This window comes from Herbaspirillum huttiense (genome assembly GCF_004367745.1).
Taxonomy (GTDB): domain Bacteria; phylum Pseudomonadota; class Gammaproteobacteria; order Burkholderiales; family Burkholderiaceae_D; genus Herbaspirillum; species Herbaspirillum huttiense.
Genome location: NZ_CP037993.1, coordinates 2,914,691 through 2,936,552, shown reverse-complemented (window position 1 = coordinate 2,936,552; position 21,862 = coordinate 2,914,691). Strand labels below are relative to the sequence as shown.

Below are 21,862 nucleotides of genomic sequence, written 5' to 3'. Positions count from 1 at the left end.
CCACTACCATGACGCGATACCGGCATCTCCGCCGGCCCCGCCATGTTGTACAAGGAGTTTGCGCATGACCAAGTTGCCCGCCGCCGATCTGCAGCTGCCGCTGTTCACCTATGGCCAGCGCCAGTCGCTAACCGAGAAGAGCGCCTGGATCGCCCTGCAGGAACACCATCAATACAGCGCCCGCCATTTCCGGCTGGAGCGTCTCTTCGCCGCCGATGACAAACGCGGTGAAAAACTGGTGGCCGAAGCCGCCGGCATCTATCTCGACTATTCCAAAAACCTGGTCACCACCGAGACCATGACCCTCCTGATGAACCTGGCCCGCCAGTGCGACCTGCAGGATCGCATCGAGGCCATGTTCCGCGGTGACCGCATCAATGCCACCGAGCAGCGCTCGGTCTTGCACACGGCCCTGCGCATGCCTGCCGACGCACGCCTGGTGGTCGAAGGCGAGGACGTGATCGCATCGGTGCAAGAGGTGCTCTCCCGCATGGAGGCCTTCGCCGAACAGGTCCGCAGCGGTGCATGGACAGGCCACACCGGCCGTCGCATTCGCCACGTCGTCAACATCGGCATCGGCGGCTCCGACCTCGGCCCGATGATGGCGTACGAGGCATTGCGTCCCTATGCGCAACCGGACCTGTCTCTTCACTTCCTCTCGGACGTGGACGGTGCCGCGCTGCTGGAAACGGTGCGCCACCTGCCCGCCGAGGAGACGCTCTTCATCGTTTGTTCCAAAACCTTCACCACGCTCGAAACCACCACCAATGCGCGCGCGGCGCGCGACTGGCTGGTGCGGCAGTTGGGCGAGGAAGCGGCGGTGGCCCGTCATTTCGTCGGGGTCACCACCAACATCGAGGAGGCCAGCCGCTTCGGCATTGATCCGCAGAACATGTTCGGTTTCTGGGATTGGGTCGGTGGCCGCTATTCGATGACCAGTGCCATCGGGCTGTCCACCATGATCGCCATCGGGCCTGAACATTTCCGCGAGATGCTGGCCGGCTTCCATGCCATGGATGAACATTTCCGTACGGCCCCGCTGGAAGCCAACGTGCCGGCCATCCTCGGCATGCTGACCGTCTGGTACACCAATTTCTTCGGTGCCACGAGTCAGGCGGTGCTGCCTTACAGCCAATACCTGAAGCGCCTGCCGGCCTACCTGCAGCAGCTGACCATGGAGAGCAATGGCAAGCAGGTGAATTTGCAGGGCGATGCCGTGGACTACCAGACCTCACCGGTTTACTGGGGCGACAACGGCATCAACGGCCAGCATTCCTTCTACCAGTTGCTGCACCAGGGCACGCAGATGATTCCCTGTGATTTCATCGGCTTCTGCCAGCCGGTAGAAGTGCTTGGCGACCACCATGCGCTGCTGATGGCCAACATGTTTGCCCAGGCCGAGGCGCTGGCCTTCGGCAAGAATGCGCAGCGGGTGCGGGAAGAGGGTACGCCGGAATCCTTGACGCCGCATCGCGTCTTCCCTGGCAACCGTCCCAGCAACAGCATGCTGGTCGAGCGGCTCACGCCCCACAGCCTGGGCACGCTGGTGGCCTTGTACGAGCACAGCGTCTTTACTCAGGGCGTGATCTGGAACATCGACTCCTTCGATCAGTGGGGCGTCGAGCTGGGCAAGCAGCTGGCCAAGCGCACCGCGCGCCAGCTGCTCGACCCGGCCGAACCGCTGCACCATGACAGTTCCACCAACGCCCTGATTCGACGTTATCGCGGCGCCTGGTCCGATCAGAACGATTGAGCCGCGCTGCCCGCCCTTGCGCAGGAGAGACCATGAGCACCATCATCGCCGCCCGTTTCGATTTGCAGGAAGACGCCACGCATGCGGTCTCGGTGCTGGAAGAGGCCGGCTTTGCACGAGACCGGATCAGCAGTTTTTTCGTCAACCCGGCGGGCCAGCATGACCGCTTTGCGGTCGGCGGCGATCGCGACAAATCACCCGGTGCCGAAGATACCGACCGCGGTGCCGCCGTCGGTGTTGCAGCGGGCGCCGGTGCGGGAGCGGCTGCCGGTCTGGCCACCGCCCCAGTGACGGGCCCGCTCGGCCCCGCCCTGGGCGGTCTGGTCGGCGGCCATCTCGGTGGCTTGGTCGGCAGCCTGGCAGCGACCGATGAGGTCACGCCGCCGCGGCGTCTGGCAGGGATGCTGGTAGCAGTCGCCGTGGAGGACGAACCACAATGCCTGAAGGTCATCCGCCTGCTGCAAGGCGTGGACGGCAGCGATCTGGAACGCGCCGAGGGCAACATCCGCGCGGGCGACTGGACCGACTTTGATCCGCTTTCCCAGCCGCAGCCCGTGAATGCGTAGGGGCGCAGGGCACCACGGCCCGGGCGCCGAATAGCCTCGTTTCATCCGAGCCCGGCAGTGTCCTGCCGGGCTTTTGCATTGACGCTTGCCATCGCGCACACGTGCGGGCATATTGTGAGTTTATAATCGTGCGTAACAATTGATTACCAGAAACGCACGTCTGCGGGACCGGATCAACGTGATCCAGGGCCGCAAGCAAACAGGGACGTGCGCAGGACAGAACAACAAGGAAACGCCGAAGGGGGCGCACTGCAGGTCAAGCCCGTGGCAGTCCGATGCAACCTGGCGCTCGCCGGGCAACGTGTCGCGGCAGCGCTTGACCGGTGGCTTTGCACCGTAAGAATGATCATGAAGCGGGCGAATGCACATGAGATTGCTGACCAAGGGCTTGCTGATCGTTGCCATCCCAAGCCTGTTTGAAGTGCTGCTGCTGGGAGCGCTGTTCAAGGTCCAGGCCGATGCCGAGGATGCCGAGGGCTGGGCCTCGCATTCCCTGCAGGTGATGAACAAGGCCGCCGAACTGCGGGAGCCGATGCTGCTGGAGGCAGCGCGCGTGCGCAATGCGGTGCTGCTGGACCTGCCGGACACCCTGAGCCGGGGCGACCTGTGGGCCGACATCGAGGTCAAGACCGGCGAGCTTGCGCGGCTGGTTGCCGACAACGCGTCGCAAAGCGCGGCGGTACGCACGGTGCATGAGTCCATTGCCAGTTACCGCAGCTGGGACGACGGTGCCCGCGAGCGCCTCATGCGCGGCCAGCGCGACGACCTGATCCGCCAGTTGCGCGACGAACAGGGCGCACACCGGCTCTCCACCTTCCTCAATCTGCTCGACAACTTCGTGGCCGAAGAGCGGCGTCTGGGTGCCGAACGCAGCGAGCGCCTGCAGGCGGCACGCCGCTCGCAGACCTGGCTGCTGATCTTGGCGGTGCTGGTTTCCATCGTGACGGCCGCACTGGCCTCGCTGGCGTTTACGCGCAATATCAGCACCCGCATCGGCGTGCTCACCGGCAATGCCCGCCGCCTGGCCGATGGCCAGCCGCTGGCGGCGCGGGTAGGTGGCCATGATGAGATATCCCTGCTCGACGATGCCCTGCATCGCAGCAGCGAGCGCCTCGCCGAAGTCGCGCGCCAGGGCCAGGGTTACCGCGAGGAACTGGAGCAGCGCGCGCGCGAACTGGCCGACGTCAACACCGACCTGCGCCAGCAGACCCAGGACAATGAGATGTTCATCTACAGCGTCTCGCATGACCTGCGCTCGCCGCTGGTGAACCTGCAGGGCTTCAGCAAGGAGATCACCCATGCCACCCGGGATCTGCTGGACGAGGTGGATCGCCTGGCCCTGCCCGAACCGGACCGGCAACGCCTGCGCACGCTTGTCGAAGAGGACATCCATACATCGCTGCGCTTCATCCAGAATGCCGTGACACGCTCGGCCGGGATTATTGACGCCATGTTGCGACTGTCCCGTGCTGGCCGTGTTGAATACCAGCCAGTCATGCTGGACATGCATGCCATCGTTACCCGCATCGTCGCCGCCATGAGCGGCAGCATCCGCGCCAAATCCGCCCGGGTCGAGATCGAAGCGGACCTGCCGCCGGCCTATGGCGATCCGACCTCGGTAGAGCAGGTGCTCGGCAACCTGGTGGGCAATGCCGTCAACTATCTTGATCCGGGCCGTCCGGGCCACATCACCATCGGTCACGTGCCGCAGGCCGACAGCGTGGTGGCGGCACCCAGTCTGGTGACCTATTTCGTGCGCGACAACGGGCTCGGCATTCCCGCCGCCTACATGGACAAGATGTTCATCGCTTTCCAGCGCCTGCACGGCAACGCCGCCAAGGGCGAAGGCATCGGCCTGGCACTGGTCAAGCGGGTGGTGGAGCGGCACGGCGGCCGCATCTGGGTGGAATCGGTCGAAGGGCAGGGCAGCTGTTTCTACGTCGCCCTGCCGGCCCGCCCGCCGGTGTTCTGAACGCAGTCAGACCGTATCGGACAAACAGGGATCAACAACGGACAAGGGGGAACGAGATGGCCACAGAGCAGAGCGTCAACATCATCCTGGTCGAAGACGACGACGGCCATGCCGTGCTGGTCGAGAAGAACCTGCGGCGCGCCGGGCTGGTCAACGGCTTCCAGCGCCTGCGCGACGGGCAGGAAGCGCTGGATCATTTTTTCGGGGGCGAGCTGGGGCGGACCGACCTGCAGCAGGTGGTGGTGCTGCTGGACGTGAACATGCCGCGCGTGAATGGGGTGGAGGTGCTGCGGCGAATGAAGCAGGATGCGGCCACGGCGGCCATCCCGGTAATCATGCTGACCACGACCGACGATCCGCGCGAGATCGCCCATTGCTATGAAGTGGGCTGCAATGTCTACATCACCAAGCCGGTGGAATACGACGACTTCATCGAAGCGGTGCGGCGGCTGGGCTTCTTCCTGCAGGTGGTCAAGCTGCCGCCGCCAGGCGCGCCGGTGCGGGAGAGCGATTCCCGATGAGCGGTGCGACCGTCCATGTGCTGGTACTGGAGGATGACGAAGGCCTGCTGGCTCTGGCCGGCCGTGTGCTCAGGAAGCAGGGATACCGTGTCACCGCCGTGGCCGATGCCGAGTCCGCCCAGGCGGCCGTGCAAGAGGAGTTGCCCGATCTGCTGATCGTGGACTACAACCTGCAGGCGCTGGACAGTGGTCTGGATTTCTTCCGCAGCCTGCGGGCTGCGGGCATGGGGATCCCGGCCATCATGGTCTCGGGCATGTCGGATGAAATGCGCATCATCGAAGCCTTGCGGGCTGGTGTAGCCGACGTACTGCCCAAGACCAGTGATTACCTCGACCACTTGCCACAATGCGTGCAGCGCGTGCTGGCGCAGCAGCGGCAGGCCGGTGATGCCGGGCAGATTGATGAGCGGGTGCGCCAGCTGCAGGCCGAGCGCGACGCGCTGCTGGCTGAGGTGCAGGCGGCGCAGGCCGAGATCGAGCGCCTGCGCAGCGCACGCGATGCCTTCCTGCGGACGCTGTCACAGGAACTGCGCCCGCCGCTCAATGCCATCCTCGGCTGGACCGATTACCTGCTGCAAGGCGGGACGGATGCCGCCAACCTGCACAAGGGCTTGCAGGTGATCGAGCGCCATGCGCGGGCGCAGTCGCAGTGGGTGGAAGACCTGCTGGCCCGGCACCGCATTCACTCCGGCGCGCCGCCGGAGCAGGAGCGGGACTGGCCTTGATGCGCCATCCAGCCGGTTCAGGCCGGCAGGATGGGCAAGGTGACGGTGAAGGTGATGATGTGGTGATCGCAGTTGAGGTCGATCTTGCCGCCGTGTCCGTTGACGATCTCGCTGACGATGTACAAGCCCAGTCCCAGTCCGCGCGCATTGCGCTGATTGCCCATGGATTCCTTCTTGTAGGGCTTGAACATGTGCTCGCGCACCGCCATCGGGATGGCCGGACCGTGGTTGGAGACCGAGAGCGTCAGTACGTCGTCGCGGCGGAACACGATCAGGGTCGAGGGCGTACCGATCTCGCCATGATGGCGGGTGTTCGACAGCAGGTTGGAGACCACCTGGCTGATGCGGTCGCCATCGAGTTCGATTTCGCCGCAGTCTTCCGCTTCGAGGATGATCTCGTTGTCGGGGTAGGCCATGCGCGCTTCGTTGACGATCTCGGTGACCATCTTGCGCACATCCACCGGACGGCGCTGGATGTCCAGCCCCATGCCGCTTTGCAGGCGGCTGATGTCGAGCACCTGGGAGATCAGGCGATGCATGCGGCTTGATGAGGACGAGATGCGCTTGCTCAGGTTGGAGCTGGACGGCGAATGCTCGCGCACCTCGATCATGCGCGCTGCCATCATGATGGCCTGCAGCGGATCGCGCAGGTCATGGCCCAGCGTCGCCAGCAGGGTTTCGCGGGCGCGCTTGACCATGTTTTCGTTGGACAGCGCCACTTCCTGGAAGTCCATTCGCAACTGGTTGGCGATTTCGGTTTCGGTCTTGGCCCACGGCAGGCTCTTGCCGCGTACCGTTTCCTTCCAGACCGCGAAGGAGCCGCGCGGAGTCAGACGCGGACCGAGCGGACCGATGCTGTATTTCTTTTCCGGATTGCCGCCCCAGCGGACGTCTTCCACCTGCTCGGTGCGGAACCAGAAGGCGTAGCCATCCTGTTCGCGATAGAAACGCACGGCCAGCACGCCGCAGATATCGCCCAGCGCCGCCTTGAGTGCCGGCACATCGGCCCCCAGCGCACTGGTGGAGAAGAAGTCGCCCGGCTCGTTTTCGTTGAGCCAGTTGATGAGCGCGTTGACGCCTTCGCGCGAGGGAGCCTTGCCGAAGACCTGGGTCTTGCGCTCCATGGAGATGGCGCCACCGTGCGCATTCATCAGTCGCAGGAAGCCCTCATGGTCAGCCGCCAGGGCCAGCACGATGTCTTCCCGGTCGGTGACCTGGGCCACGATCTTGCGGCGCAGGTCTGCGCTGTACTCCAGCGCACGGGCGCGCTCGCCGTTGAGATTGCGTTCCACCAGGGCACTCACGAATTGCGAGAGCAGCTGGCATGACATGCGCACCGCATGCGGCACGAGGTGCGCGCTCATGTGATGGCAGGCGATCAGGCCCCACAGGCGTTCGCCGATCACGATCGACAGGCTCATGGAGGCACCCACGCCCATGTTGCTGAGGTATTCGATGTGCACCGGCGAGACGCTGCGCAGCATGCTGTGGCTGAGGTCCAGCGGACGGCCGGTGAGCGGATTGTGATCCGGTTCCAGCGCCACGGTGGAGGCGGTTACGTCGGCGATCAGGCGGATCGGATTGATGACGTACAGGCGGCGTGCCTGCGCCGGGATGTCGCTGGCCGGATAACGCTGGCCGAGGAAAGGTTCGAGGTCCTCGCGCTTGTGCTCGGCGATCACTTCGCCGCTGTCGTCATGCAGGAAGCGATAGGCCATCACGCGGTCGAAGCCGGTGATGCGGGCGATCTCGTCGACCGCCAGCGTCAGCAGGTCTTCCACGCCGGGCTGGCGCTGGATGCGCTGGATGGCCTGATGCGCGGCCAGGGCGAACGACTCCAGCGACAGCGCATCGGCGGGACGCTGTTCAAATTCGGCGATGAGCACGCCTTCGGATTTGTGCGTGACCAGGTCGAAGGCACCGGAGGCCAGCGTGATCATGCGCGAGTCGACGTAGCCATGGCGGTCTTCCAGTGCCGCCTGGATCACGGCGCGGGCCGCAGCGTTGAGATGGGCCTCCTCCAGGGGCTGTCCCACCTCCGGCAAGTCGCCCAGCAAGGCAGCCGCATTGACGCTGCGCGTGGCAATCTTGCCCTCGGGCGTGAAGCACAGGAGGGCACCATGATTCTGGATGGATCCGGGGATGTGGATCGGCTCCTGATCACAATTGCTCAGGTCGACCGGTCGCCGGCGGCTTGCGTGATACGGATTGCTCATTCACTACTTTCTCGATGCCTGCACTGCAGGACGTCGAACTGCCGATGCGCTGATGCGCGCGCGCCGACAAGGTGGGGGGGCGAAGGCAAGGGCATCCGGGAGACCCCGGTCTCACGTCCGGCAGATGCTGGCTCGTGACCAGTGGCTGCGATGGCAAATGATGCGCATTCTTGGCTTCGGGAAATGCCAATTATAGGCGTCATCGCAAAGTTGCGTGCAGGCTGAACAACATTTAATTCCACCACGCGACAAATGACGATCCGGGTAGTATCGCCGTCAAGGGGGCTCTTCCACTTTGTCCTACAAATCAATCGGGCGCAGTCCGATAGGACTCATCCGTGCGAGGTTCTAAGATCCTCAAAACTCGCAGAAACAACGCGGCACGGTCGGTCTTCCTGCAGGATGAGGGGATCCGATTGATGCCACATGGGAAAAGAAAATTCCGGCCCTGCGCTGTGAGCACTTTTGCAGTGACAATTCGTGGACAACGGCTGCATCAGCCTCTTCCAGTTTGGGCGGACGCGGCTAAAATGAATTGTCATCGGAAGCGGGAGGCAGCAGGGCAGCCGGTGAACCATCAGGGAGCGAACACCCCATGCTGTCGATGAAACACAGGGAAAAAATCGATCGCAGTGTCGGCCAGACGACGCGACTGGTCGATCAGTGGCAGCGCGAGCGCCTGCATGCGCAGGTCCTTCGCGATGCCGCACAGGACAAGCTGACGTTGCAACCAGCCCGGCGCAAGTGGTCAGCGCCGGATCTTTGAGCAGGGTAGCCTCATGGACAAGTCTGATTCCACCCATCCTTATGATCCGCTGATCGCCATTGCCCAGGGCGACTGGACGGCCTACCGCAACCATATCGCCTCGCAGGGCCACGCCGCGGCGGATGCCGAGCCCGAACCACTGGCGATGCCGGCTTACCCGGAACCGGCGCAGGACAGCGCCGGCCAGCCACTGCACGGCGAGGAAGATATCCTGGCCTACCGGCGGCGCTGTGCGCGGGCTTACATCGGCATGAACGGCCGTCTCGGCGGCCGTGCCTACCGGCCCAACGAGCCCGTGATCCTGACCCAGGAAGCGGTACAGGAACTGGCCGAACTCAACCGCTTGCTGCGTGAGGAGCGGGCGCTGAAAAAGAAAAGCCAGCCCGACAGCTGAGCGCGCCTTGCGCCAATTGCGCCAATTGCATCAGTTGAATATTCACTTCGCGCGCCGTCCTGCGGGAAGGGCGCGCGTAGGTGCTCGGCGCAATTTCGTGTAGGAAAACAGGAAGACTGCGCAGATGCCTGTCCCATGCGGTGTTGCGGCCGGTGGATGTTTTTCCGTGGGCTGAGAGCGGCCCCGGAAGCGGCGCCGGCTTCCCGTATAATCATCGGCGGCACGCAGCAGGCGCGCCGGGTGCTTGCGCCCGTCTTCACGGGCCTGCTCCAAGCGGATGCGAACAACAATGAAGGGACCCGCGGGAGCATGACGGCGCAAGCCTCGTCTTTCGCGAGACCGACCTCGGTGCTCAAAGCTAGGCTTAAAGGTAAGTTTCACGACATGGCAGACATTTCTTGGTTGCGCGGCACAGGCCTGGCCGCGCAGATCGTCACGGCAACCGACTGGACCACAAGTCCCCTGGGTGCGCCGGCGCAATGGTCGCCGACCCTGCGCACCTCTCTCAACATCGCAATGCATTCACCCCTGCCGAGTCTGCTGGTCTGGGGGACAGCACGCCAGATGCTTTACAACGATGCCTTCGCCGCCTGTATCGGTACGGCCCATCCGGCGGCCTTCGGTGCGCGCCTGAGCGAGTCCGCGCTGTGGCGGGGTGCCGCGCGCCTCTGCGAAGCGGCAATCGGTGCGGCCTTCAAGGGCCGGCAACAGCAACTGAGCCGGGTATCACTGTTTCCCGCTGCCGCTGCAGCAGCGGGCACACCCGATCAATGGGACCTGACTTGCGTACCGGTGTGGGAAGACGCGGCCGATGATCAGCCCGCGCAAGTGGCCGGCGTACTCTGCACGCTGGTGCGCTCTACCGGTCTGGATGCCGCGCTGGCGCACACCGACATGCTGCGCGACCTGATGGAGCAGTCGCCCAGTTTCAAGGCCGTGGTGCGCGGTCCGCAGCACGTATTCGAACGCGTCAATGGGGCCTACTTCAAGCTCTTCGGTGACCGGCCGGTATTGGGCCTGCCGGCGCGGGAAGCGCTGCCCGAGCTGCTGGACGAAAACCTCTACGAATTGCTGGACCGCGTCTACCAGACCGGGCAGACCTATACCGAACGCGGTGCGCGCCTGTTCCTGCGGCGCGCGCATGAGACCGGTTTCGAGGGGGCCGTGCTGGACTTCGTGTTCCAGCCCATCAAGGGCGCCGATGGCCAGGTGGCCGGGATCTTCATTGAGGGCAATGATGTTACCGAACGCTTCGTGGCCGAAGAGCGCCTGCGCATCGTCGACCGCGCGGGCGGGATCGGCATCTTTGAATGGTTCCCGGTCTCCGGCAAGCTGGCGGTCTCGGATCGATTCCGCCGCTTGTGGGGTCTGCCGGCCGAAGGCGAGGTCACCTCGCAGCAACTGGTGGACATGATCGATGAAGAATTCCACCCGAACCTGGGCACCTCGCGCATCAAGGAAGGCGGTCCGCGCAATCCGCTGGAATATACCGAATACCACATCACCCGCCCCGACGGCGAACAGCGCTGGCTGGCGCGCAAAGGCGAGGTGGTGCAAGACGATCCGCGTGCCGGTTCGCGTTATGTAGGGGTGGTGTTCGACGTCACCTCGCGCAAGCTGATGGAGCAGGCACTGGCCGCTTCCGAAGCCAGCGTGCGGGCCAACAATGCCTTCGTGCGCCAACTGCTGGATTCCACCGACCAGGGCTTCTTCTCGATCGACCGCGAGGGCATCGTCACGCTGTGCAATGCGGCCTTCCTGAAATTGCTCGGCTATGCCGGCGAGAAGGATGTGCTGGGCCGCTCGATCCACGAGGTGATCCTCACTTCAGCCGACGATGGCAGCGGCGCGCGCGGCGAATGTGCCGTGCTCAAGGCCGCCCGTGACGGCGTGACCACGCACGTGGAGAGCGAAGATTTCCTGCGCGTCGATGGCAGCAGTTTCCCGGTGCAATACCAGGCCCATCCGGTCTGGCAGGATGGTGAGCTGCAAGGTGCGTTGTGCACCTTCATCGATCTGACCGAACGGCGGCGCGGCATGCAGGCGCTGTCGTGGAGCGAGAATCGCCTGACCGCCATCTTCAACCAGGCCTCGGTGTGCTTCTCCGAACTGGACCTGGAGGGCCGCTATCTGCGCGTGAACCAGGCGCTGTGCCGCATGCTGGGCCGCACCGAGGCCGAGATGCTGCAGATGACCCTGGCCGACGTCACTCATCCTGATGACGTGCCGATGAACATGACGCTGTTCAAGCGTTGCATTGCCGACGGCAGTTCCTTCACGCTGGAAAAGCGCTACCTGCGTCCTGATGGCAGCGCGTTCTGGGTCTCCAGCGACATCAGCCGCATCGTCGACGGCGAGGGCAGGCCACAGGCCATGATCGCGGTGTCTACCGACATCACCGAACGGCGTCGCGCTGAAGATGCCCTGCGCGAACTCAATGACACGCTGGAGCAGCGCGTAGTCGAGGAGATCCTCGAACGCAGCCGCGCCGAAGCGGCGCTGCGCCAGATGCAGAAGATGGAAGCCGTGGGCCAACTGACCGGTGGCGTGGCGCACGACTTCAACAACGTGCTGCAGATCATCGGCGGCAACCTGCAGTTGCTGCAGACCGATCCGCGCCTGGATGACCGCAGCCGCCAGCGCGTGCGCATCGCCATTGGCGCGGTCGATCGCGGTGCCAAGCTGTCCTCGCAGTTGCTGGCCTTTGCCCGCCGCCAGCCGCTGCAGCCGCGCAGCATCAATCTGGAACGCGTGGTGCTGAACATGGATGACCTGCTGCGCCGGGCCGTGGGCGAGAACATCGAAATCTCCACCGTCATCACGCATGATCTGTGGAATACCATGCTCGACCCCAATCAGGTCGAGAACCTCATCATCAACACCGCCATCAATTCGCGCGATGCGATGCCCAATGGCGGACGGCTCACGCTGCAGATCGACAATGTGCAACTGAGCGATCCCGCCTTCCTCTCGCAGGCCGACCTGCCGCCGGGCGATTACGTGGAACTGCAGATCTCCGACAACGGGGCCGGCATGTCGCCCGAGGTGCGCGAGCGTGCCTTCGAGCCCTTCTTCACGACCAAGCGCGAAGGTGAGGGCACGGGTCTGGGTCTGTCCATGGCCTACGGTTTCGTCAAGCAGAGCAAGGGCCACATCAGCCTGCACAGCGAAGCGGGCAAGGGCACCACGATCCGCATCTACTTCCCGCGCTGCATCGATCAGGAAGTGGTGATCGACGACAACCGCGACATGGAAGTGCGCGGCGGCGACGAAACCATCCTGGTGGTGGAAGACGATCCCAACCTGCAACTGACGGTGATCGATACCCTGTCCTCGCTGGGCTACCGTGTGCTCAAGGCGGACAATGGTGAACGCGCGCTGGCCATCCTGCAGAGCGGCATTCCGGTCGACCTGATGTTCACCGATGTGGTCATGCCCGGGAGCGTGCCGGTGACTGAACTGGCGCGCCAGGCACGGCAGTTGTTGCCGGAGATCGAGATCCTGTTCACCTCCGGCTATCCGCGCGACGCCATCGTCCATGAAGGGCGGCTGGATGCGGGCGTGGAGCTGCTGTCCAAACCATATCGCATCAACCAGCTGGCGCAGCGCATCCGGCAGATGCTGTCGGGCCGGGCGCATCGCGTGGAACTGGCACAGCTGACGCGCGAGCGCGACCAGGCTAATGCCAGTGCTGACGCCAATGCCATGCTCCACGTCCTTCCGGTAGGCGGCAGCCATCGCCAGCCCGACGGCCAGGATACGCATTTCGATCAGGCAGGTAGCGCGGGCAGCGTGGTGATGGCACCGGAAACTGAACCCGTCGCCGGGTCCGCCAGCGGCCTGCGTCTGCTGGTGGTGGAAGACAACATCGACTCCCAGCAACTGGTGTGCGAATTGCTGGAAACGCTGGGCCACCAGGCACGCGGCGTGATCAGCGCGGAGGATGCGCAGCAGGCGCTGGGCGAGCAGAGTTTCGATGTGCTCTTCACCGACGTCAATCTGCCCGGCATGTCCGGCGTGGACCTTGCCAGGAGCGCGCTGGAGCGCTTCCCGGAAATGGCGGTGATCTTCGCTTCTGGCTATGGCGCGATGGTGGCGCGCAATGTCGGCTTCGCCTCGCATGCGCTGCCCAAGCCCTACGATATCGACCAGCTGCAGGAGATACTCAAGAAGATCGCGACCGCGTGATGCCTGCAGCGTGATGCCCGGCGAGAGCGCGTGGGGCAGGGCGGGTTCCTTCCTGCTGCCGCGCGCAGAACATGGCCTGCTCATCCCGGTGAGCGGGCCATTTTTTCGTGGCGATCATTCGTCGTCTTTGGTTGGCGCGATCCTGGCCAACTGCTGGGTCGCGATGAGCAGGGCACCACATGAAGTTTTCATCCCTTCCACGGCCACCCGTCGGCCCAGGTATTCGTAGTTTTCTTCACCTGGCAGGATGATGAATTCACATCGGCATTTCGGACAGTAGCCGCGATGGCCCACCCCGGCCATGGGCTTGCCGTACAGCTTCACATTGTCAAATCCTTGCTGGACAACGCCGCCATGCGAGGTCGGATCGTCGAGGCGGATGATGGCCCTGGTCATATGCACTCTCTTTCACAGGAGGAAAAGCAGGGAAGATAAAGCCATCGCTCAGCCTGTGGCGCATAGGCGGCAAGAGATCAATCACAATCAGTAATTTTTGCAGCACTGCGTCGAATCATTTCGAGAAGTCAGGGCAGGGACTTCAGAAACTTTGTAAGGAAGGTTTCCTTTTTCTGTCATATTCCATAAAATAAATAAGAACTATTATCGTTCGTATTAAATAAAATGAATATGAAGAGGAATCCCTTGCTCCAGTCGTCCCTGCGCGCCCGCCCCAGCGCCATGTCCCGTGCTCTCCGTCCGGTATTCATCAGCATGGCGCTGGCCGGCTCTCCTGCGCTGGTGCTGGCGCAGTCCGCCACCGACAGCGCGGCCGCTGCCGCCAATGACAGTAGCGCCGGCCAATTGCCGACCGTGACCGTCTCGGCCCCTGCTGCAGGCGAGGGAACGCAGCACCTGCAAAGCCAGTCCAGCGCCGGTGCGCTCGGATCGCGTTCGCTGCTGGATACACCCTTTTCCGTTACCAGCATCACGGCTGCGGATCTGGCCGACAAGCAGGTCAACAAGCTCGGCGATCTGTTCTACAACGAGGCCTCGGTCAGCGACAACAGCGGTGGCTACAGCGCCTGGGCTTCGTACATCACCATTCGCGGCTTGCCGGCGGACTGGCAGAATTCCTTCCGCATCGATGGCAAGCCCTTCCTCGGCTATGGGATCACGCTGCCCTACGATCACTTCGAGCGCGTCGACCTGCTCAAGGGCTCGGCCGGTTTCATGTATGGCTTCGGCTCGCCGGGCGGGGTGCTCAACTACGTCACCAAGAAGCCGACCGACACCCCGGTGCGCAGCGTCTCGGTGGGCTATACCAGCAACAGCATCTGGAGCGAGCACGTCGATCTCGGCGGGCGCTTCGGCAACGACAACATGTTCGGCTATCGCCTCAATGTCACGCATGACCAGGGCGAGACCTTCAATGAAGGCCACATCCGCCGCAATTCCGCTTCGCTGGCGCTGGACGGACGCCTCACGCGCGACCTGACCTGGGATTTCCAGGCCATCTGGCAGAACAGCAATTCCACCGACCAGACGCCGTCGGTCGTCACCAGCAGCCTGACCGGCAGCCGCCTGCCGTCGGTGGTCAGCGGGGCCGACAAGACCCTGGTCGGTCCGGGCCAGCATCTCGATACCAACTTCCAGCTCTACCAGACCGGGCTGACCTATCGCCTCAACCCGGACTGGAAGGCCAACCTCAGCTACAGCCACAGCACCTCCAAGCGCTTCCGCAATGAGGACATCGCGATGCTCTCGGATGCCGCCGGCAACTACACCGACTGGCGCTCGGACAGCCGCGAAGGCCACACCTTCGACCAGTGGCAGGCCATGCTGGAAGGCAATGCCCGCACCGGCAGCATCGATCATCAGCTGGTGCTGGGGGCCTCGTCGCAAAAGCAGGTGAATGATTATTCGATCAGCTCGGTGTACAAGCAGATCGGTACCGGCAATCTCTATACGCAGAACACCAATGCGTATTACAGCAGCACCGCGCTGCAGACCTATCACAACGCCATCATTACCCAGCAGGCGGTCTTCGCCAGCGATACGCTGAACTTCTCGGAGCGCTGGTCGCTGCTGGCCGGTGGCCGCTACAACCAGTTCCGCCAGGATAATTTCAGCACCAGCGGCACCCTCAGTTCGCGCTACGACAAGTCGGCCTTGACGCCTACGGTAGCCTTGATGTTCAAGCCCGAGCGCAATACCACCCTTTACACCAGCTATGTGGAATCGCTGGAGCAGGGCGGCGTACCGTCCAAGGATGACACCAACTACGGCAGCCAGCTGAAGCCGCTCAAGAGCAAGCAGTACGAGGTCGGTGCCAAGACCGATCAGCAGAACTGGAGTGCCACCGCTGCGCTGTTCCGTATCGAACGCGCCTCGGAATACACGCTCAACGGGGCGCTGGTGCAGGATGGCCAGTCCAACTACCAGGGGCTGGAACTGGGCGCAGCCTATCGTCCGACCGCGCAGTGGCAAGTGGCCGGCAGCCTCATGCTGCTGGATGCCAAGTACGACAAGGGCAATACCTACAACGGCAATCGCGTGGCCGGTGCGCCGCGCAACATGGCGACCGCATCGGTCGCCTATCTGGTGCCGCAAGTCGCTGGCCTGAAGCTCTCCGCCGATGCCAAATTCACCGGCAGCACCATGGCCCGCGCCGCCAACGACATCGAACTGGCCAGCTATACGCTGTTCAACCTCGGTGCCAGCTACACCACGCGCATTGGCCAGCACGACACGACTTTCCGGGCCTCGGTGAACAACCTGCTGGACAAGCGTTACTGGCAATACCAGTACGAGAACTACATCAAGCCGGGTGACCCGCGTACCTTCAGCGTGTCGGCCAAGGTCGATTTCTGATCTGGTCATGGTCGCCCTCCCGGCAGTCCCTGAATCACTCCGCCAATTAGCCAGGTAATCCAGCCCATGCGCGCACTTCTCGTCCTCCTCCATCGCTGGTTCGGCCTGGCCGTGGCCGTGTTCCTGTTCATCGCCGGCGTGACCGGCGCGCTGATCTCCTGGGATCACGAACTGGATGCCTGGCTCAATCCGCAACTGTTCCATGCCCGCAGCGCCGACCGTCCGGACGCCGGGCAGCCCTTGCCCGGGCTGGAACTGGCGCGGCGCGTGGAAGCGGCCGAGCCCAAGCTGCGCGTGACCTATGTGCTCACCGAAGCCGAGCCCGGCCATACCATCAGCATGATGGTCGAACCGCGCCTGGATCCGGCTACCGGCAAGCTGCCGGTCCTGGATTACAACCAGATCGCGGTCGATCCGGTGACCGGTGAAATACAGGGCCGCCGCATGTGGGGCGCGATTTCGCTGGCGCGTGAAAACCTGCTGCCTTTCCTCTACAAACTGCATTACACGATGCACCTGCCGGACATGGGCGGGATCGAGACCGGCATCTGGCTGATGGGCATCATCGGGATCGTGTGGGCGCTGGATTGCTTCATTGCGCTCTATCTGTCCTTCCCCAACTGGCGCAGCTGGCGCAAGTCGCTGGCCTTCCGCTGGCGCGAGGGTGGGCACAAGCTCAACTTCGACCTGCACCGCTCGGGCGGCGTCTGGATCTGGGGCTTGCTGCTGGTGTTGGCGGTGACGTCGGTGTCGATGAATCTGGAGCGGCAGGTCATGCGTCCGATTCTGCAAAGCGTTTCCACCCTGACTGCGGGCCCCTTCGACACGCGTACGCCGATTGCGCCCGAGAAGGTGCCGGAACCGCGTATTTCACGCGAGGAAGCGGTGGCGCTGGGACGCGCGCAAGGCGAGAAGGTGGGCCTGACGGAGCCGGTCGGCGGGGTCTTCTACTCGGGCATGTTCGGGGTCTATGGCGTAGGCTTCTTCCAGCCGGGCAATGACCATGGCGATGTGGGCCTCGGCAATGCCTGGCTGTATTTCGATGCCATGAGCGGCGCCTATGAAGGCGGCAAGATCCCGGGACGCGGCAGTGCAGGCGATATCTTCCTGCAGGCGCAATTCCCGCTGCATTCCGGCCGCATTCTCGGGCTGACGGGACGCGTGCTGATCTCGCTGATGGGCGTGCTGGTGGCAATGCTGTCGGTAACAGGCGTGATCATCTGGGTGCGCAAGCGCCGTGCCCGGCTGCAGCAGCGCGAGCGTCTGGCCGCTCAAAAGACACCGGCCCGCGAGGGGCCGGTGGTGGAAGCGCGGTGACGCCGCGCAAGGCATCCTGACGGTGTCAGTGCGCCATCAGCACCGGCAGGGTCATGGTCTTGAGGATGGTCAGCGTCACGCCGCCCAGCAGCACTTCGCGGAAGCGGGTGTGTCCGTAGCCGCCCATGACCAGCAGGTCGGAGCCCTTGTCGGCAGCCAGCGAGAGCAGGGCATTGCCGATATCGAGCGTGGTCTGTTCCTGTGCCACTTCCACCTTCACGCCATGGCGCGCGAGATAGAGCGCGATGTCGGCGCCGGGTTGCTCGCCGTGGGTGCCCAGGCGCTTGTCGGAGTTGAACAGCACCACCGTCACGTTGTCGGCCTGGCGCAGCAGGGGCAGGGCGGCCGTGATGGCGCGGGTCGATTCCATGCTGCCATCCCAAGCGATCAGGGCATTCTTGCCTACCTGCTTGAATTCACCGGCGCTGGGGATGATGAGCACCGGGCGCGGTGAATTGAGCATGACGTACTCGGGCAGGTCGGTGAGGAAACTGTCATCGGCATCGTCCAGGTCGGCCTGGCTCACCACTACCAGGTCGGCATAGCGCGCCTGCAGGGCCAGTCCACCCTCGGCGTCGTCATCGACGAAACGCTTTTCGCAGGAGGGCACGCCGACGCTGTTGGCGATCTTGTCGAAATTTTCCAGCGCGGCCAGCGCGCGGTCGCGGAAACCATCCATCTGCGCCGCGATGTAGGCCGCGCCTTCCATGGTGATGAAGCTGGAGATGCCGCTGACGGCGCTGCCGATCAGGTGCGCCTGCTGTGCGCGGGCCAGCTCGGCGGCAATGCGGATGCGCTGGGCGGCGTGACGCGACTGGTCGACGTGGACCAGGATGGACTTGTAGCTCATGGTGGCTCCTCGGAAATTCGTGGGGGAAGACATCCGGGGCGGGATGCCATGCAGGCAGATTAGGCCGGGCACCTCCATGCGTCCAGCGCAAATCCCGAACTGCTTGACGCATGTCAATCCTGCCCCGTGGCTCTTGTAGGGAAGCATCTTCGGCTTGTTTCCATACAAGCATGACGGTTGCGGTATGCTTGTCGGCTTTCGCAACCTGCCTGCCGATCCGGGACTGTCCATGCCATCCATCTTCCACCTGGCCTACCACGTGCGCGACCTCGACCAGTCGCGCCGCTTCTATTGCGACCTGCTGGGTTGCGCCGAAGGGCGCAGCACCGAAACCTGGGTCGACATCGATTTCTTCGGCCATCAACTTTCGCTGCACCTGGGTGAACCGTTTGCCGTGAGCAATACCGGCCATGTCGGCCATCATCTGGTGCCGATGCCGCATCTGGGCGTGATCCTGCAACTGGATGAATGGCAGCAACTGGCGGATCGCCTCAGCGCCAGCGGCGAGGTGCAATTCGTGCTGGCCCCGCAGATCCGCTTTGCGGGCGAGCCGGGCGAGCAGGCGACGATGTTCTTCCTCGATCCCTCGGGCAACCCCATCGAAGTCAAGGGCTTCCGCGATCTGGCGACGGTGTACGCGAAATGAGTGCGCCTGCGCCCATCCCCTTCGTCAGCCAGAGTGATGCCGCTGCGGTAGCGGCATGGTTGCAGGCTCTGCGTGCAGCCATGCCGGAGGAAGAGATCATCGCCTTCAGCGAGCTGGACGAAGACCAACGCGCGCAATGCCGCGTGGCCATCGTCGCCAATCCTGATCCGGCGCAACTGACATTGTTGCCGCAACTGCAGTGGGTGCATAGCGTCTGGGCGGGGGTGGAGCGGCTGGTGGCCGATCTCGGACAGAGCGACTTGCAGATCACGCGCCTGGTCGATCCGCGCCTGGCCGCCACCATGGCCGAAGCCGTGCTGGCCTGGACGCTCTACCTGCATCGCGACATGCCGCATTACGCGCGCCAGCAACAGGCGCGGCAATGGAGGCCGCTGGACTATGTGCTGCCGGAGCAGCGCCGCGTCGGCATCCTCGGCCTGGGCGCGCTGGGTGAAGCGGCAGCCGTGGCATTGCGCCAGGCGCGTTTCCCGGTGCTGGGCTGGAGCCGCAGTGCGCGCAACGTGCCGGACGTGCGGACCTACAGCGGCATGGACGGGCTGGCGGAGATGCTGGCACAGACCGACATTCTGGTCTGCCTGCTGCCTTTGACGGCCGAAACGCGCGGACTGCTGGATGCAGCGCGGCTGGCGCTGCTGCCCCCGCAGGCAGATCTCATCAATTTCGCACGCGGGCCGATCATCGATGATGAGGCGCTGCGCCAGGCGCTGGATGCAGGCAAGTTGCGTCACGCGGTGCTGGACGTGTTCGCTACCGAGCCCTTGCCGCCGGAGGCGTGGCCGTGGTCGCATCCTGCGGTGACGGTACTGCCGCATTGTTCGGCACCGACCGATTCGGGTACCGCTTCAGCCATCGTTGCCGCCAATATCCGCCGCTATCGCAACACCGGCGAGATCGCCGCCAACGTGGATCTCAAGCGAGGTTATTGAGTCATTGCGCCATTGCGCACAACCGGCGCGCTCACTGGCGCGCGATGGTGAAGCCGATGGTATTGTGCCCGCCGCTGCTGCTGGCAAAAGCGCGCCCGCCATGCATGCGGGCCACTGCCTTGACGATGGCCAGCCCCAGGCCGTGGCCGTGGCTGCCGTTGATGTCCTGGCGCGCGCTGTCGACGCGGTAGAAGCGGTCGAACAGGCGCGGCAGGTGTTGCTCGTCGATGGCCGGGCCGGGATTGGTGACGGCCACGCGCACCATCTCTTCGCCGCCGGAAATGTCGATGCGCAATTGCGCGCCCTGCGGCGAATGCTGGATGGCGTTCTGGATCAGGTTGGTGAGGGCGCGTTTGAAGAGCGCCGTTTCCATGGTGGCCGTGGCCTCCAGATCGCCCGCCACGGTGATGGACATGCCGGTGTCGTCCAGCACGAACTCGAAGAAATCCACGGTCTTCTGCACCGCTTCGGCGACCCGCACCGGTACCCGGGCAGTGGCTGCTTCGCCCTGGTCGGATCGCGCCAGGAACAGCATGTCGTTGACGATGGAACGGATGCGGTCCAGCTCTTCCAGGTTCGATTGCAGCACGTCCTTGAATTCCCCCGCACTGCGTTCGCGCGCCAGCGCCACCTGGGTCTCGCCGATCAGGTTGGCCAGCGGCGTGCGCAACTCATGGGCCACGTCCGCATTGAAGGCTTCCAGTTGCGTATAGGCCTGCTCGATGCGTTCGAGCGCGCCGTTGAAGGCATCGGCCAATACCGACAATTCTTCCGGCAAGGCTTCCACCGGCATGCGAGCTGACAGTTTGCGTGGCGAGAAGCTTTGCGCGCGCGCCGACATGCGCCGCAGCGGGGCCAGCCCCGCTCGAGCGATCCAGTAGCTGGAGATGACCGCCAGCACGATGCCCAGCAGCGAAGAAATGCTGGTGGCCAGCAGGAAGGTGCGGCGCATCTCGAAGTAGGGAGCGCCATCGACACCGACCGTCACGCGCACTTCAGGACGAACCTCGAAGGCCGGCAGGGTGCGCGTCATGATGTGCAGTGGATAGGCGCGTCCCGGCAGGTGCAGGCGGCCGACCTGTTTGCCGTCGGCATGATTGATGGCCGAGGGCGCGAGCCGCGTCAGGTCGCCATAGGTGTAGCGGGGATCATCGCTGGCGATCCAGAAGAACACGTGCTGGTCGGCTTGCGAGAGCGTCGACAGCTTCAACTGCACGCGGGCCCAGCGCTCGGTATTGCCGGCGCGCTCGATCTGGTAGCTGATGTCATTGAGGGTGGTGAAGAGGGCATCGCGCTCATGGCGCAGCAGTTCCCCCTTCAGGACGGTGTAGAGCACCACGCCGGCCACCGCGAAGATCAACAGGGCCGACGCCGCCGACATCAGCACCAGCCGCGCGGTGATGGATTGGCGCAGCGGCAGGCGGCGCTTCTTGACCGGCGTGGCAGCGGTCTCACTCATCGCCGGCTTCGGAGGTGGCGCGCGGCTCCAGCACGTAGCCCATGCCGCGCACGGTATGCAGCAGCTTCTGCTCGAAGGGCGCGTCGATCTTGGCGCGCAGGCGCTTGATGGCGACTTCCACCACGTTGGTATTGCTGTCGAAATTCATGTCCCAGACCAGTTCGGCGATGGCGGTCTTGGAGAGGATCTCGCCCTGTCTGCGTGCCATCACGGCCAGCAGGGCGAACTCCTTGGCGGTGAGATCGATGCGCAGCCCGCCCCGGAAGGCCTTGCGCGAGATCAGGTCGATCTGCAGGTCGCCGATGCGCAGCTGCGGCGCTTCCTGCACGCGGCCACGGCGGGTCAGGGCCTGCAGGCGGGCCAGCAGTTCCAGGAAGGAGAACGGCTTGATGAGGTAATCATCGGCGCCATCATGCAAGCCCTTGATGCGGTCTTCCACGCTGTCGCGCGCGGTCAGCATGATGACCGGCGTCTGCTTGACGGTACGCAGCGAACGCAGCACGGCAAAGCCATCCAGGCCCGGCAGCATCACGTCCAGCACGATGACGTCGTAGTCATGCTGGATCGCCAGGTGCTGCCCGTCGATGCCGTTGCTGGCCACATCCACCGCGCATCCCTGCTCGGTGAGGCCCTTGCAGAGGTATTCGGACATCTTTTGCTCGTCTTCGACTATCAGGATCTTCATTCGGTCTCCACTGGCCGCGCCGGGAACATTCCCCGGCGCCGGCCCA

At 64.0% G+C, this 21,862-nt stretch carries 17 protein-coding genes; 12 read left to right on the top strand and 5 right to left on the bottom strand.

Features of this window, described 5'->3' with window-relative positions:
- Positions 1 to 64: 64 nt before the first annotated feature.
- The 5 genes from pgi (at position 65) to E2K99_RS13250 (ending at position 5,537) form a co-directional block, all read left to right on the top strand.
- Positions 65 to 1,753: a glucose-6-phosphate isomerase gene (gene pgi, locus E2K99_RS13270; RefSeq protein WP_134222514.1), complete on the top strand. Its 1,689-nt coding sequence runs from the start codon at positions 65 to 67 to the stop codon at positions 1,751 to 1,753.
- A gap of 32 nt (positions 1,754 to 1,785) precedes the next feature.
- Positions 1,786 to 2,319, top strand: coding sequence for a hypothetical protein (locus E2K99_RS13265; protein ID WP_134222513.1), 534 nt, complete (start codon positions 1,786 to 1,788; stop codon positions 2,317 to 2,319).
- Positions 2,320 to 2,686: 367 nt separating this feature from the next.
- The gene (locus tag E2K99_RS13260; RefSeq protein WP_134222512.1) at positions 2,687 to 4,291 is read left to right on the top strand and encodes a sensor histidine kinase; all 1,605 of its coding nucleotides are present in this window, start codon (positions 2,687 to 2,689) and stop codon (positions 4,289 to 4,291) included.
- Between the two features lie 56 nt (positions 4,292 to 4,347).
- On the top strand, positions 4,348 to 4,812 hold the full coding sequence (locus E2K99_RS13255; RefSeq protein WP_034330180.1) for a response regulator: 465 nt from the start codon (positions 4,348 to 4,350) through the stop codon (positions 4,810 to 4,812).
- On the top strand, positions 4,809 to 5,537 hold the full coding sequence (locus tag E2K99_RS13250) for a response regulator (protein ID WP_134222511.1): 729 nt from the start codon (positions 4,809 to 4,811) through the stop codon (positions 5,535 to 5,537). Before E2K99_RS13255 ends, E2K99_RS13250 begins: the two co-directional genes overlap by 4 nt.
- Positions 5,538 to 5,554: 17 nt before the next feature.
- On the opposite strand, the gene E2K99_RS13245 is transcribed toward E2K99_RS13250, so the two are convergent.
- A complete protein-coding gene (locus tag E2K99_RS13245) occupies positions 5,555 to 7,753 on the bottom strand; it encodes an ATP-binding protein (protein ID WP_134222510.1) in 2,199 nt (732 codons plus the stop codon).
- Between the two features lie 595 nt (positions 7,754 to 8,348).
- Between E2K99_RS13245 and E2K99_RS25520 the strand changes: the two genes are divergently transcribed.
- From E2K99_RS25520 to E2K99_RS13235, 3 genes are all read left to right on the top strand, one after another.
- Positions 8,349 to 8,519, top strand: coding sequence for a hypothetical protein (locus E2K99_RS25520; RefSeq protein WP_157845750.1), 171 nt, complete (start codon positions 8,349 to 8,351; stop codon positions 8,517 to 8,519).
- A 13-nt stretch (positions 8,520 to 8,532) separates the two neighbouring features.
- The gene (locus tag E2K99_RS13240) at positions 8,533 to 8,913 is read left to right on the top strand and encodes a hypothetical protein (protein ID WP_134222509.1); all 381 of its coding nucleotides are present in this window, start codon (positions 8,533 to 8,535) and stop codon (positions 8,911 to 8,913) included.
- Positions 8,914 to 9,297: 384 nt separating this feature from the next.
- Positions 9,298 to 13,101: a hybrid sensor histidine kinase/response regulator gene (locus E2K99_RS13235; protein WP_134222508.1), complete on the top strand. Its 3,804-nt coding sequence runs from the start codon at positions 9,298 to 9,300 to the stop codon at positions 13,099 to 13,101.
- 114 nt (positions 13,102 to 13,215) lie between these two features.
- Here E2K99_RS13235 and E2K99_RS13230 read toward each other — a convergent pair whose 3' ends face one another.
- Positions 13,216 to 13,497 carry a PAAR domain-containing protein gene (locus E2K99_RS13230; protein ID WP_134136447.1) on the bottom strand — a complete coding sequence of 94 codons (282 nt, stop codon included), beginning with the start codon at positions 13,495 to 13,497 and terminating at the stop codon, positions 13,216 to 13,218.
- Between the two features lie 282 nt (positions 13,498 to 13,779).
- Here E2K99_RS13230 and E2K99_RS13225 point away from each other — a divergent pair, with 282 nt between their 5' ends.
- Positions 13,780 to 15,912 carry a TonB-dependent siderophore receptor gene (locus E2K99_RS13225; RefSeq protein WP_420840917.1) on the top strand — a complete coding sequence of 711 codons (2,133 nt, stop codon included), beginning with the start codon at positions 13,780 to 13,782 and terminating at the stop codon, positions 15,910 to 15,912.
- 66 nt (positions 15,913 to 15,978) lie between these two features.
- Positions 15,979 to 17,229, top strand: coding sequence for a PepSY-associated TM helix domain-containing protein (locus tag E2K99_RS13220; RefSeq protein ID WP_134222506.1), 1,251 nt, complete (start codon positions 15,979 to 15,981; stop codon positions 17,227 to 17,229).
- Positions 17,230 to 17,254: 25 nt separating this feature from the next.
- On the opposite strand, the gene E2K99_RS13215 is transcribed toward E2K99_RS13220, so the two are convergent.
- The gene (locus tag E2K99_RS13215; RefSeq protein ID WP_121045592.1) at positions 17,255 to 18,079 is read right to left on the bottom strand and encodes a universal stress protein; all 825 of its coding nucleotides are present in this window, start codon (positions 18,077 to 18,079) and stop codon (positions 17,255 to 17,257) included.
- Positions 18,080 to 18,308: 229 nt separating this feature from the next.
- Between E2K99_RS13215 and E2K99_RS13210 the strand changes: the two genes are divergently transcribed.
- Positions 18,309 to 18,725 carry a VOC family protein gene (locus E2K99_RS13210; RefSeq protein ID WP_039787428.1) on the top strand — a complete coding sequence of 139 codons (417 nt, stop codon included), beginning with the start codon at positions 18,309 to 18,311 and terminating at the stop codon, positions 18,723 to 18,725.
- Positions 18,722 to 19,672: a 2-hydroxyacid dehydrogenase gene (locus tag E2K99_RS13205; RefSeq protein WP_134222505.1), complete on the top strand. Its 951-nt coding sequence runs from the start codon at positions 18,722 to 18,724 to the stop codon at positions 19,670 to 19,672. Before E2K99_RS13210 ends, E2K99_RS13205 begins: the two co-directional genes overlap by 4 nt.
- A gap of 31 nt (positions 19,673 to 19,703) precedes the next feature.
- Here the strand turns inward: E2K99_RS13205 and E2K99_RS13200 are convergent, their stop codons facing one another.
- Positions 19,704 to 21,131, bottom strand: a complete 1,428-nt coding sequence (locus E2K99_RS13200; protein WP_134222504.1) for a heavy metal sensor histidine kinase — start codon at positions 21,129 to 21,131, stop codon at positions 19,704 to 19,706.
- Positions 21,124 to 21,816 (bottom strand): heavy metal response regulator transcription factor, encoded by a 693-nt coding sequence (locus E2K99_RS13195; RefSeq protein WP_134222503.1) that lies wholly within the window; start codon positions 21,814 to 21,816, stop codon positions 21,124 to 21,126. Before E2K99_RS13195 ends, E2K99_RS13200 begins: the two co-directional genes overlap by 8 nt.
- Positions 21,817 to 21,862 lie beyond the last annotated feature (46 nt).

Excerpts from the sequence above, each read along its gene's own strand:
- E2K99_RS13230 (WP_134136447.1), bottom strand. The coding sequence starts at position 13,497 with ATGACCAGGGCCATCATCCGCCTCGACGATCCGACCTCGCATGGCGGC.
- E2K99_RS13225 (WP_420840917.1), top strand. The coding sequence starts at position 13,780 with ATGTCCCGTGCTCTCCGTCCGGTATTCATCAGCATGGCGCTGGCCGGC.
- E2K99_RS13235 (WP_134222508.1), top strand. The coding sequence starts at position 9,298 with ATGGCAGACATTTCTTGGTTGCGCGGCACAGGCCTGGCCGCGCAGATC.
- E2K99_RS13205 (WP_134222505.1), top strand. The coding sequence starts at position 18,722 with ATGAGTGCGCCTGCGCCCATCCCCTTCGTCAGCCAGAGTGATGCCGCT.
- E2K99_RS13210 (WP_039787428.1), top strand. The coding sequence starts at position 18,309 with ATGCCATCCATCTTCCACCTGGCCTACCACGTGCGCGACCTCGACCAG.
- E2K99_RS13250 (WP_134222511.1), top strand. The coding sequence starts at position 4,809 with ATGAGCGGTGCGACCGTCCATGTGCTGGTACTGGAGGATGACGAAGGC.
- E2K99_RS13215 (WP_121045592.1), bottom strand. The coding sequence starts at position 18,079 with ATGAGCTACAAGTCCATCCTGGTCCACGTCGACCAGTCGCGTCACGCC.
- pgi (WP_134222514.1), top strand. The coding sequence starts at position 65 with ATGACCAAGTTGCCCGCCGCCGATCTGCAGCTGCCGCTGTTCACCTAT.
- E2K99_RS13265 (WP_134222513.1), top strand. The coding sequence starts at position 1,786 with ATGAGCACCATCATCGCCGCCCGTTTCGATTTGCAGGAAGACGCCACG.
- E2K99_RS13255 (WP_034330180.1), top strand. The coding sequence starts at position 4,348 with ATGGCCACAGAGCAGAGCGTCAACATCATCCTGGTCGAAGACGACGAC.
- E2K99_RS13260 (WP_134222512.1), top strand. The coding sequence starts at position 2,687 with ATGAGATTGCTGACCAAGGGCTTGCTGATCGTTGCCATCCCAAGCCTG.
- E2K99_RS25520 (WP_157845750.1), top strand. The coding sequence starts at position 8,349 with ATGCTGTCGATGAAACACAGGGAAAAAATCGATCGCAGTGTCGGCCAG.
- E2K99_RS13195 (WP_134222503.1), bottom strand. The coding sequence starts at position 21,816 with ATGAAGATCCTGATAGTCGAAGACGAGCAAAAGATGTCCGAATACCTC.
- E2K99_RS13220 (WP_134222506.1), top strand. The coding sequence starts at position 15,979 with ATGCGCGCACTTCTCGTCCTCCTCCATCGCTGGTTCGGCCTGGCCGTG.
- E2K99_RS13240 (WP_134222509.1), top strand. The coding sequence starts at position 8,533 with ATGGACAAGTCTGATTCCACCCATCCTTATGATCCGCTGATCGCCATT.
- E2K99_RS13200 (WP_134222504.1), bottom strand. The coding sequence starts at position 21,131 with ATGAGTGAGACCGCTGCCACGCCGGTCAAGAAGCGCCGCCTGCCGCTG.
- E2K99_RS13245 (WP_134222510.1), bottom strand. The coding sequence starts at position 7,753 with ATGAGCAATCCGTATCACGCAAGCCGCCGGCGACCGGTCGACCTGAGC.